Source organism: Bradyrhizobium sp. USDA 4354, from assembly GCF_054060315.1.
This window is the reverse complement of sequence record NZ_JBSSDC010000001.1, coordinates 2,355,789-2,367,409: the sequence shown is the minus strand read 5'-3', so window position 1 is coordinate 2,367,409 and position 11,621 is coordinate 2,355,789. Positions and strand designations below refer to the sequence as shown.

The window sequence follows — 11,621 nt, the reverse complement described above, 5'->3', positions numbered from 1 at the left end:
GTGAACGTCATCCGACCTATTTGTAGCTGCCCGGCTTCGGCAGATTTTTTGCGAACTCGGACTTGAGCGTCGCAATCCACGCGAGCGGATCCTGACCGGCCTGCGGCATCAGGCTGTCGCCCTTGTAGCGAACCATGTCGCCGATCACGGGAAACTGCTGCGCCGGGATCTTCACGGTGACGCCGACGATCTGATCGACGAGGCCGTCATTGTCGGCGCGCGTCTGCGCGGTGCCGGTCAGGGTCTCGACCTTGCTGCCCTTCATGGCGGCGGCGAGCTCGGCACGCGTCGGCCATTTGCCGCCGTTCTTCTGTATCGCGGCGTCATAGGCTGCCTTCACGTAGATCAGCGCGTTGGCCATCTTGATCGACGGGAACACCGGAAACTCTCCGAAGCGCGCCTTGTAGGCTTCGGCAAATTTCACCGTGTCCGGCTTTGCCTTGGCGTCCGGCGACATCCACCAGCCGTCGCCGAGAACACCGACGATCACGCCGTCAGGCAGCGGTACTCGCTGCAGCACCGTTTCGCCGAGCGCGAGGATCACCTGGCTGGAGGCGAAGATCCCGCGCGGCGCGGCCTGGCGCACGAAGTTCTCCAGGTCGGCGCCCCAGAGATTTGAGAAAACGACATCAGGACGCGCGGTGGTGAGGCGCGAGATTTCGGTCTGGTAAGTTGGCGAGCCGAGCTTCGGATAGAGCTCGGCGACGATCTCGACGTCTGGCTTGAGGGCCTTCAACGCCGCGGTGAAGATCTTTGCCGCATCATGGCCGAAGGCATAGTCCGGATTGATGATCGCCACCGTCTTCACGTCGGGTTTGCGATCCAGCAGGTAGATCGCGTAAGCGATAAATTCGGGCACGGTGTTGCCGTTGGGCCGGAACACATATTTGCTCTTGCCGTCCATCAGTAACTGATGCGTATCGCAGTTCCAGCCCACGGTGGGCACCTCGAGCTGCTCGGCGAGCGGCGCCAGCGCCAGGCAATTCGCGCTCGACAGGGCAGCGACCATCACCTGGTTCTTCGCGTCCCCGGCGAGCCGCCGATATTCTGCGATGACGCCTTGTGCGCCCTGCGCCTCATCAACATAGGTCGCGCTAACCGGCACGCCCCCAATACCGCCCTTTGCATTGATCTCGTCGATCATGAGGTCGGCAGCGTTCTTCGCCGGCATGCCGTAGGCTGCGGCAGGACCGGATGTGAACGTGAAGATGCCCAGGCCCAACGCGTTCGGCTTCTCCTGCGCAGCAGCCGGCGTGGCGGCTACGACACCGAGCGCGAGTGCCCCGGCAAGTCCATCCACCATCCATCGGACATTGCCCTGCGGCAGGCCGCAATCCAGCCTGAGGAGCCGTTCAAGTGACGATAGGCAACGCGCAACTACGATAGAGATACCTCTAGACGTCATGACTTCTCTTCCCCCTGTGCTGGTCGAAGTATGTTGTGCGGCAGCGATCCGGATCACACCGGATCGAAATAGTGCATCTCCAGAAGCAGGCAGCCGTTCACCGACTTGAACGGGCCATGCGGCGCGTGTGGTGGCCGGCAGGCATAGGTGTTCGGCGGGAAGCTTTTGCCACCCTCGCCCTTCGCATCGTTGCCGACGATCAAATCGCCCGACACCAGATAAACCTCTTCCCAATATTCGTGGGAGAACGGCGCAGTGGTGTAGACGCCGGGCGCAAAGCGGAGCAGCCGCGTCCGCGTCCCGCGCCGGTTCTCCTCGTCCAGCCCGCCCGCGATGATCTTCTGCTGGATACCGCTCGGATAGCCCGCCGGCACTTCCCAGCCGGTGGTCAGATCGAGCGTGTGGAACTCGTCGTGCTTCTTGTTGACTGGCATGAATTGTCTCCTTCGGATCAGGCGGCTTTGCTGGCGGTCGAGACGCCGTTGAGGTCGTAGGAATCGAGCATGGTCTGCACCAGCCGATCGGCGCCGGCCCAGTCGTAGGTGCGATAGGAATGGCCTTTGGTGACGAAAGTCGCGCCGGCGTAGAACATCTCGTATTGCTGATGCCGCGAGCCGAACTCGGAGCCGACGGCATCCCAGGCGAGCTTGTAGAATTTCACGCGGTCATGCGAATTGGCCTTCGGCGATTGCTGGGTCTTGCCGATGAGAGCCGCGATCTCGGGGTTGTCGAAGTCCGCAACCGACGAAGGCAGCATGATCATGCCGCCGCCGGCGAGCTCGCGAAGCGTATTGATGACGTGCGCATACAGCTGCTGGGTCAGCACCTGCGCGGAGTAGAGCGTGTGCCGGTCCGGGATGAAATAGGGACCGACCTGCGTGCCCTTGGCCTCCATCGCAGCCACCAGCGCGTCGACCATGCCGGTCTCGGCCGCGAGCTGGCCGAGCATTTCGCGCACTTGCGGGAATTGAGTGACACCGTTCATCTCGGCGGTGCGATGCGCAAGGCCGGTCAGGAACTTGAGCTTGACGCTCAGCCGCACCATCGCCTGGTAGTTCTGATAGACGTGGCACGGCGTCGCGTGGAACTGCTTCTGGCACATGTCGACGCTGCCTTCGATGAAGACGCGATCCCACGGCACCTTCACGTCGTCGAAATAGAGAACCGAGTCGTTCTCGTCGAAACGGCTCGACAACGGATTGTCGAACACGGCACCGGCGGCATCCTCGTAGGATTTCCGCGACAGCATCTTGAGACCCTTCGTGTTCATCGGAATCGCGAAGGACATCGCATAACGTTCTTCGCCCGGGCGCATCGGCTGGATGGTCGTGACGAAGACCTCGTCGGCGACCACGCCGCCGGTGGCGAGCATCTTGGCGCCGCGGATCGTGATGCCTTCCGCGTCGCGGTCGACGACGCCCGCGGTGAGGAACGGATCGGCCTGTTCGGCTGCGCCCTTCGAGCGGTCCGCCTGCGGATTGATGATGACGTAGGTGAGATAGAGGTCCTTGTCGCGGGCGTAGCGGTAGTAGCTCTCGAGCGCGCCGGCGCGGGCGGGATCATACGCCTTGAAGACGTCGAGCCCCATATAGAGCCCGGAGATGCAGGACGCCACATGGTCCGGCGCGCGCCCCATGAAGCCGGCGTGCAGCGAGGCCCACGCCTCGAGCGCCTTTCGCCGCGTCACAAGCTCGGCATAGGAGGTCGGAAGCTGCCAGATGCGGTTGGCGCGACCTGCGCCCGTGTCGAATGTCATCAGCTCCGTGTTCTCAGGCGCGCTCGCGAAGTCGAACAGGCCTGCCATGGAGCTGGCGAGGTTGCGGAAGGCATGGTGCGTCGTGACATCGCCGACCGACGCGCCGTTGATGTAGATCGTCCGGCCGTCCTTCAGGCCTGACAAGTAATCCTTTGCGCTACGCATCGCAGGTCTCCGGTTCAAAGCTAGTAGTGGATGGGAAGCGGCCAGGTCGGCTCGCGCTCGGTTTCATCGACGAGGTCGCGGTATCGACCGCGGAAGAAGATCAGGGGAGCGGCGGCCTCGGAGCGGCTCGCGTGCCTGATGACGCGGACGACAAAGATGACGTGATCGCCGCCCTCGCAGATGGCATACGGCGCGCATTCGAAATGCGCCATCGCGCCCGAGATCAGCGGCGCCTCGGCATGGCCGACCGACGTCTTCACCTGGTCCCATTTGTCGGCAAGAGCGCGCGCGAACTGGTTGGAGATGTTCTCCTGGTCGCGAGCGAGGATGTTGACGGCGAAGCCCTTGGCTTCGAGCATCGCCGGCAGACTGCGCGCCTTGCGGTCGACGCTGAAGAGAACCAGCGGTGGATCAAGCGAGACGGAGTTGAACGAGCTCATGGTCATGCCGATGAGCTCTTCGCCCTTCCCGCGCGCAGTCACCACCGCAACGCCGGTGGCGAATTCGCCGAGAGCACGCCTGAATGCACGATCCTCCATGGACACCGCCTCGTCGCCCGGTCCGTGATTTATAATTCTCAGATAGCTTTCTGACAAAGCTACTTTGAAATGTCAATACCCTTGCTGACCGAGCGCATGCGTGCTCTTTAGGCAGTGTCCAACGCTATGATTTTGCGGAGAGAATGCCCGTGTCCGATGCGCTGCTGACGGCCTCGAAGCCTGAGTTGCTCGACAAGGAAGGAGATCGCACGCTTCGCGGCGTCCTCTACGACTACTTTGCGTTCGGACGGAGCCTGGAAGCTGCGCGCGAGATCTTCGCGAGCTTTGTTGGCCTGTCCCCCACTCAGTATTTGATCCTGATCGCCATCAAGAATTCGACGGCGGAGAAACCGATGGGCGTCAATCAGGTCGCCGAGCGCCTGTATCTAAGTGGCGCCTTCGTCACTAACGAGATCAACAAGCTGGTCTCTGACGGTCTGATCGAGAAAAGCCCACACCCCGGCGACGGGCGGCGCGTGCAACTTACACTGACCCATCAGGGGATCGATGTATTGATCCGTCTTGCGGCCTTGCAACGCCCGGTCAACGACGCGTTGTTTGGAATGCTGACGCGCGAAGAATTTAGATTATTGTCCCAGCTTCTGTCCCGTCTTGCGTCTCAGGCCGACGATGCGTTGAAGCTCGCTGAACATGTTCGGGCGACGCTCGAGTCTCAGTCACGTCAAATTGCCTCGGCACCTAATTCGGGAGGGCGCCGCCAGAAGCGATCCCTCCGGAACTCGCGTTAGAGTCCGATCGAAGCTCTTCTAAGGTCTCCCCGCGCATTCAATTTTCGGTCGGCGCGATCGTAGGCCGATGTCTATTAGGGTAACCTGGGCGTTTGCCGTCCGCTTCTCCGAGACTACTTTCCTGCGCGCAGCAAGCCGAATCTCTTCGGGGTGCTATACGGGGCAAAGGAAGAGCCGGCGCAGCAATCTGGAGGAGTCTCACCTACAATGCCCTCGAAGGTGACTGGCGCGACATGACCCGTCGCGATCCGGTCCTCCCATTGCAGATGCTACCGTTCAAAGCGTGGTTGGCGGTATCGGTTCAACCGCCATCGAACTGGCGCTGGAGACAACCCAAGCCACCAGTCCGCAGCGCTCCCGTCGAGCGCATGGTGTCGCAGAAAATCGTAGTCTGGCGTAGAAAATCGCGCCAATTGCGGAGAGAGTGTCAGTCGATCCCCGTTGAAATATTTACCGTTTTTCAATTCGGCACAGGGCAACCTACGATCTTGGCTACCGGTAGCGATCCGGCGAACGAGCGACGCCCATTTCAAGTACCAGGGCGCGATAGATTACCTGTGAAGTCATCGACTACTTCTCTCAAGTCCCAAAGGCCTCGCGAGAAAGTGTTCGACAGCGGCGCGAGCTGCCGACAATCGTAGCAATTCGGCATTGGTTTCTTCTGAATGCCCTCCCGACGGCAGCCAATGCGGCACAAACGCGCAAAGATGACCCGATTCCAATCGGGAGCTGAGCATGTCCCAATCAGTACACGTTCGGGCCTTTCGCGATCTTATCGGCGACGGAGGCGTCATTGACGACCCGGAGCGGATGGCTGTCTACACGACGGATCAACGCCAGCTCTCCACCGGCTCGACGTTTGCCGTGCTGAAGCCGACGACGACGAAGCAAGTCGCCGACATCGTTCGGCTGGCGGCGCACCACGGTATCGGAATCGTTCCGCAGGGCGGCAACACCAGCTACTGCGGAGGCGCGACGCCGGACGCCTCCGGACGCCAGATTATCGTGAGCCTCGAGCGGATGGACAGGATTCGCGAAGTCGATCCCGTCTCCATGAGCATCTCTGTGGACGCCGGCACCATCCTGAAGAACGCACAGGACGCCGCGGCGGCCGCGGGACTTCTGTTGCCGCTCAGCCTCGGCGCGGAAGGCAGCTGCCGGATCGGCGGTAACATCGGGACGAATGCCGGCGGACTATCGGTCGTCAGGTACGGGATGACGCGCGATCTGCTGCTCGGAATCGAGGCGGTCCTGGCGGACGGCACGGTGGTTTCCGACATGCGGAAGCTGCGAAAAAACAATACCGGCTACGACGTCAAACAGTGCTTCGTCGGCAGCGAGGGAACTCTCGGCATCGTCACGGGCGCGGTGCTGCGTCTGGCGCCCTTGCCGACCCGCCGCGCGACGGCCTGGCTGAAACTGGCGCCGGGCGCGCCGCTCGCCGATCTTCTCGCTCTGATCCGTCGTGAATCCGCGGACCTGCTGACCGCATTCGAGTTCATGGCGGCCCGATCGATCGCGCTCGCGACCGAAGCAATGACCGATCCGTCCACCCTTCGAGCAGGCCCAGAAGGCGCCGTCCTCGTCGAGTTCGCCTCTTCATCGCGGCATCTCGATCTCGACGAACTGATGGAGGCCGTTCTGGCCGAGGTGATCGAGGCCGGATGGATCGAGGACGCGTTTTTGGCGCAGAGCGGATCGCAGCGGACCGCGATGTGGCGGCTCCGCGAGACCATCCCGGAGGGCGAGAAGCGCCGGAACGGATCGGTCAAGCACGACATCTCGGTACCGCTTTCGTCCATTCAACGCTTTCTGGATCTAGCCGGCTCGCAGGTGCGATCGTATGACGCCGACCTTGAGCTCTCCGTGTACGGCCATGTCGGCGACGGCAATCTGCACTACAACGTGCTCGTTCCTGCCGGCGTCGACCGGATCGAGTTCACCAAGCGGATCGAAAGCAGCCTGTCTCTGCAACTCTACGATACAGCCGCGGCGCTCGGCGGCACGTTCAGCGCGGAGCATGGCGTCGGCCGATTCAAGAAGCACCTTCTGGAGCGGTACGGCGATCTCGGGCGCATCGCGGCGATGCGCCGGATCAAGACCGCCTTTGATCCGGCGGACATCATGAACGCCGGCGCGATCGTCTGTCCATTGGGAGAGAAGTCTGCCCGTTGAACCATCGGCCGGCGAGTTGGCGATGCCTTCCAACGGTGGGTCTTCGGCCGATGCACCTCGATCAGCCAAATCGTCTTGTCCATAAAGAAAGAGCCACTCCGAAGGAGTGGCTCAAGTTGGGGAGGAAACGCCCCTTAGGGACTGCTAGAGCTAAATCGCGATCAGGTCCCTCACGCAGATGAGGATCTTCGCGCACAGCTCCGAATCCTTTGCTCGCCACGGTACGCGTCGGGCCTGATGTCCGGCTCGATCTTCAGATGGCGGCGATGTCCAGCTTCGAGCCGTCGACCAGACGCGACAGCCGGAACGGTGTGGGATCAACGCAAGGCGTGTCGTTGACGACAAGCTGTGCGGCCAGATAGCCGAGCCCTGGGCCCAAACCGAAGCCGTGACCCGAGCAGCCCGCCGCGAGCACGAGGCCTTTCACCTCGTCCACCTTCGATACCACAGGCACTGCGTCCGGCGTGCAGTCGACGAAGCCGCCCCAGGCGCTATCGATCTTAATCTCGCCGAGTTGGGGAAAGGTTTTCCGGACGCTCTCCACCACTTGGCTCACCAGCCATTTCAACGGCGGGGGATCCAGCACGCGATTCTGTTCGAAGATCCGGTCGTCGTTGGTCAGCAGCGCCGGCAATGAATCCGGCCCCGAAAAGAATGATTGGCCGATGCCGAGCCTGACGTTCGTCAGGCGACGCAAGAACTGCGGCATGAATTCCCGGCTATACCGGATAGCCTGGGGCGTGATTTCGAGGTTCGCCTTGCCGCTGATCGCAAGCGTATAGCTGCCGTCGAGTCGGCGCGTGATCGTGCAGTAGGGTGTGGAGACCGCCTCGCCGATATTGATTGTCGGGGTAGAACGCAGCGCGGTCTGCCGGATGCTGGCCTGGGGGAAACTAATCCCGAGCGGCCTAAGGAAGCGCGAGGACCAGGCGCCGGCGGCGCACAGGACCGCGCTGGTTCCGATGTAGCCCTTTTCCGTGTGCACGCCCGCAATCTTGCCATTGGCCAAGTCAAGCTCCCGCGCGGCACATCCCTGGTGGATCGTGGCGCCCAGAACTCTGGCCCCCTCAGCGATAGCCGGCGCGGCGAGCGCAGGTTCGGCCTTGCCGTCTCGCTCCGAATAGGTCCCGCCGACCCATTTGTCGCGCGCTTCGGGGACGCGCTCGGCCACCTCGGCCCGGCTCAGCACGCGGGTGTCGACACCGTACTCTCTGGCGACCTCGCGCCACTTTTCCCAGCCCGCGAGCACAGCCTCGTCATGGGTCGCATAGACGAGACCGCAGCGACGAAATCCAAGGTCCCGATTGATATCGCGCGTGAGTTCGTCCCACAGCCGCATGGAGAGCACCGATAGCGGCAGTTCGCGCCGGTCGCGGTTCTGCTGGCGGCACCAACCCCAGTTTCGGCTCGATTGTTCACAGGCGACGTGGCCCTTCTCGAGGAGCGACACGGAGAGGCCGCGCTTCGCCAGATAATAGGCGGCCGTAGAACCGAGGATGCCGCCGCCGACGATGACGACGTCGGCCTCGGCCGGGAGACGCTCATCGCTGTGAATGCGCTCGACGTGGGGCGACATGTTCCAACGAACCTCGGCTGCCAAGAATGCGGAAGCAAAGTTTCCGATCGGCCCTTCATCGCATCGCGCGCTCGGTAGAATGTGCTGAAATCATCCAGGACTTCGCAAGATGTTCGGGTTTCTGACCGCTTGAGTGATACAAGCTGCTCAAGCGCGATCGAGTCCCAGTTCGGCGCAGGGGCGGCGTAGTGGCTGCCAGAACAGGTGCAGATTTCGTGTAAAGCGCGATCGGGTTTGGTAGCCCGCGCCGCAGCTCGCCCCCGGAACAGGGGCCGCCCCGATGAGGTCTGCGATCTAACGTGCGATATTGATGAGCGCGCGCTCCATGGCTAGGCATAAGTGGAAACGATCACGCCTTCGTTGCCGCTCGCACATCGCGCAATGCGAAGCGCCAGATCGTTGGATTCACTCCCCGTGCAGGTAAACACTACGCGGTCGAGCGCGTTTGGGAAAGTATCGACCAACCGCTCGCCATAATCGACAAGCTTTGGCTCGAGATAGCGCGTGTTGGCGCTTATTCGGCCCGCCTGCTCCGCCATGACCGCGTTTACTTCCGGGTGGCAATGGCCGAGACACGGCACGTTATTGTAGAAGTCGAGATAGGCCCGCCCGTCGGGATCGTACAGCCACATCCCTTCGCCGCGAACGAAGTGCACGGGCCGGCGGTACTGGAGCCGATAAGAAGCGCCCAGAACTTTGTCACGACGAGCAATCAGCTCGGATTCGCGCCTGGGTACTGGGCGTCGGCCGGAAAAAGGTGGGCGCGCCAGTAATTGACCAAGATCAATGCGCTTTGTCGCGCCCGCATCAGTCCGACGAGGAGTCTTGCTTCCAGCGGCGAAAGCGCAATGGCAGAGGCATAGCCGCCAATGAGATGTTCGGCGCCACCGAGAGGCAGAGCCGGATCTGATACGAGGTGGCTTGCTGCGATCGCCAGATCCTGAATCCTGGGGCTCCAGCAGCCGTCACCAAAATCGATGAAGCCCAAACCTCGGCCAGTCACAATCATGTTGAACGGACTGGGATCGTTATGAGTGACCTGCCAGACGACGTTCGAGATTTGTGGCTCAACAAACTCCAGATACTCGGCCATGGCGGCGCGAACGCAATCGGCAATGCTCCCGCTTGGTAGGTACTGCTCCAGTTCCATCAGACGCGACCAGCACCCGACATGCCAAAGAACGGGCCGATGGGCTGCAGGCACCTTGACTTGCGCAAGCGCTAAATCAAGCCGAGCGAGGGCGCGTCCAGTCCGAAATAACAGGTCGGGAGTGCGCATCACCTGGTGCAGCGGAATGCCCTCGAGCCGGGTTTGCAGGAACCCGCATATGCCTTCTTCCTCAAACATCAATGCCCCGCTGCTCGTGCGCAGCACTGCGGGTGCAACGAAGCCCGCAGCCTCCTCCAAGCCTGCCAAGGCTGAGGTCTGGAAGCGGAAGCTGTCCATAGCCTCCGGTCGGGTCGACGTCTTCAGAATGCACCGGCGGCCGTCCGGGGTGTCGACTTCAACGGTGCGCTCGATCTCGGAGGACAACGTCGCGATCGAGCCGGTCACTCCGTAGTGACGCTTCAGCAGCGCCGCCGACATGTCCGGTCCGGAGGAGTCGGACCGCATGGCCAGGACTGCGGCAGCCGCGCGAAAATAGGTTTCGGTTGACGCTGACGCGCAAGAAAGATGGTCGACTGTTGCAATCACGGGTGTTTCAATGCCTGGGCTTGAAAGCGGCTTCTGGTGACTTCCAGCATTCATCGGTAAAAACCGAGGACGGCCTTGGTCTCAAGATACTCCTCCATGCCCTCGATGCCGTATTCGCGACCGTTGCCGGAGCGCTTGTAGCCGCCAAAAGGTGCGTTGGGATCCCAGTCGGGATAATTGAGATGCACTTGACCAGACTGGATCTGACGGGCGACTGCGCGCACCCTCTCCATATCAGTGCCTTGTATCTGGGCGCCGAGACCGTAGACGGTGTCATTGGCGATCGCGATCGCCTCGTCCACGGTGTCGTAGGGAATGATCGACAGCACCGGGCCAAATATCTCCTCCTGCGCGATCCTCATGTCGGGACGGACCTTCGAGAAGATGGTCGGCCGCGCATAGAAGCCAGCCTGAAGGTCGCCGGGCCGCCCGGGGCCGCCGATGACGAGCTTGGCGCCTTCTTCCAGGCCGACACCGATCATGGCCTGGACTCGCTCGAACTGTGGACGGTTCGCAATCGGACCATGAGTCGTGTTTTCCGCAAGCGGGTCGCCGACCACCAGTTCAGAAGCGGCCGCCGCTGCCCGGATCTCGACCTCCTCCACCTGTGAGCGGGACACAAGCATGCGCGTCGGCGCGCTGCAGGATTGGCCGAGATTGCGGAAGGCGGCGGCGACGCCAAGCGGAACAGAACGGCTGAGATCGGCGTCCGGCAAGATGATGTTCGGCGATTTGCCGCCGAGCTCCTGGGCAACGCGCTTGACGGTAGGTGCCGCCGCTTGTGCGACGAGAACGCCGGCCCGGGTCGAGCCGGTGATCGAGATCATGTCGACCTGGGGGTGCGATGCGAGAGCGGCGCCCACGATCGGACCTGTCCCATTGACGAGGTTGAAGACGCCGGGCGGGCAACCGGCATCGTCCATCAGCTCCGCGAATAGCAAAGCGCTCAGCGGCGATAATTCGCTCGGCTTCAACACCACCGTGCAACCGGCCGCAATCGCCGGGCCCACCTTCGCAGTAATCTGATAAAGTGGCCAGTTCCATGGCGTGATGAGGCCGCAGACGCCGATTGGCTCGCGCATGATCGCGGTGCTGCCGCGCGCGGCGATGAACGGATAATTCGCGAGATTGTCGCGGGCGACGCGGATATGCTCGGCGGCCAACGGCACCTGAGCGCGGCGCGCATAGGTGATCGCAGCTCCCATCTCGCAGGTAAGCGCCTGCGCGAACAGCTCCAGCCGCTCAAGCAGCAAAGCGTGCATCCGGTCGAGCAGCGCCGCTCTCTCAGCAGGCGGTGTCATGGACCAGCCGGCGAAGGCTCGTCTGGCGGCCGCGATGGCGCAGTCCACATCATCGTCATCGCCGAGCGCGACGTCGGCGATCGGCTGCTCCGTCGCCGGATTGACGATGGTTGCTGCGGCCGCGACTGATCCGATCGGCTTCCGCCATTCCCCGTCGATGTAGAATTTTCCGAGAAAGCCGGCTTCCGTCAGGTGTCGAAGGGGCGAGGTCATTGGAAGCGATCCTTGATCCGGTAATAGGCGCCGATCAGCGGCAGAA

The 11,621-nt window shown here is 62.2% G+C and carries 9 protein-coding genes and 1 pseudogene; 2 read left to right on the top strand and 8 right to left on the bottom strand.

Annotated features, from left to right (window positions below; genetic code table 11):
* Window positions 1-16: 16 nt before the first annotated feature.
* From ACVIIV_RS11040 to ACVIIV_RS11025, 4 genes are read right to left on the bottom strand one after another with little or no spacing between them, the layout of a single operon-like run.
* Entirely contained in the window at window positions 17-1,462 is a 1,446-nt protein-coding gene (locus ACVIIV_RS11040; RefSeq protein ID WP_456744214.1) for an ABC transporter substrate-binding protein, read from the bottom strand.
* Window positions 1,459-1,839 carry a cupin gene (locus ACVIIV_RS11035; RefSeq protein WP_456744213.1) on the bottom strand — a complete coding sequence of 127 codons (381 nt, stop codon included), beginning with the start codon at window positions 1,837-1,839 and terminating at the stop codon, window positions 1,459-1,461. Before ACVIIV_RS11035 ends, ACVIIV_RS11040 begins: the two co-directional genes overlap by 4 nt.
* Window positions 1,840-1,856: 17 nt before the next feature.
* Complete coding sequence (locus ACVIIV_RS11030; protein ID WP_456744212.1) at window positions 1,857-3,326, bottom strand: 4-hydroxyphenylacetate 3-hydroxylase family protein; 1,470 nt, start codon at window positions 3,324-3,326, stop codon at window positions 1,857-1,859.
* A gap of 20 nt (window positions 3,327-3,346) precedes the next feature.
* The gene (locus tag ACVIIV_RS11025) at window positions 3,347-3,865 is read right to left on the bottom strand and encodes a flavin reductase family protein (RefSeq protein WP_456744211.1); all 519 of its coding nucleotides are present in this window, start codon (window positions 3,863-3,865) and stop codon (window positions 3,347-3,349) included.
* Between the two features lie 143 nt (window positions 3,866-4,008).
* On the opposite strand from ACVIIV_RS11025, the gene ACVIIV_RS11020 reads away from it, so the two are divergent.
* The gene (locus tag ACVIIV_RS11020) at window positions 4,009-4,614 is read left to right on the top strand and encodes a MarR family winged helix-turn-helix transcriptional regulator (protein WP_456744210.1); all 606 of its coding nucleotides are present in this window, start codon (window positions 4,009-4,011) and stop codon (window positions 4,612-4,614) included.
* Window positions 4,615-5,349: 735 nt separating this feature from the next.
* Window positions 5,350-6,789, top strand: coding sequence for an FAD-binding oxidoreductase (locus ACVIIV_RS11015; RefSeq protein ID WP_456744209.1), 1,440 nt, complete (start codon window positions 5,350-5,352; stop codon window positions 6,787-6,789).
* 253 nt (window positions 6,790-7,042) lie between these two features.
* On the opposite strand, the gene ACVIIV_RS11010 is transcribed toward ACVIIV_RS11015, so the two are convergent.
* The 4 genes and pseudogenes from ACVIIV_RS11010 to ACVIIV_RS10995 form a co-directional block, all read right to left on the bottom strand.
* Window positions 7,043-8,365: an NAD(P)/FAD-dependent oxidoreductase gene (locus ACVIIV_RS11010; RefSeq protein WP_456744208.1), complete on the bottom strand. Its 1,323-nt coding sequence runs from the start codon at window positions 8,363-8,365 to the stop codon at window positions 7,043-7,045.
* 332 nt (window positions 8,366-8,697) lie between these two features.
* A pseudogene (locus ACVIIV_RS11005) lies at window positions 8,698-9,135 on the bottom strand (aminotransferase class III-fold pyridoxal phosphate-dependent enzyme); the annotation flags it as partial.
* On the bottom strand, window positions 9,078-9,953 hold the full coding sequence (locus ACVIIV_RS11000) for a phosphotransferase enzyme family protein (RefSeq protein WP_456744207.1): 876 nt from the start codon (window positions 9,951-9,953) through the stop codon (window positions 9,078-9,080). The pseudogene ACVIIV_RS11005 and the gene ACVIIV_RS11000, both read right to left, overlap by 58 nt.
* Before the next feature lie 158 nt (window positions 9,954-10,111).
* Entirely contained in the window at window positions 10,112-11,575 is a 1,464-nt protein-coding gene (locus tag ACVIIV_RS10995) for an aldehyde dehydrogenase family protein (RefSeq protein ID WP_456744206.1), read from the bottom strand.
* Window positions 11,576-11,621 lie beyond the last annotated feature (46 nt).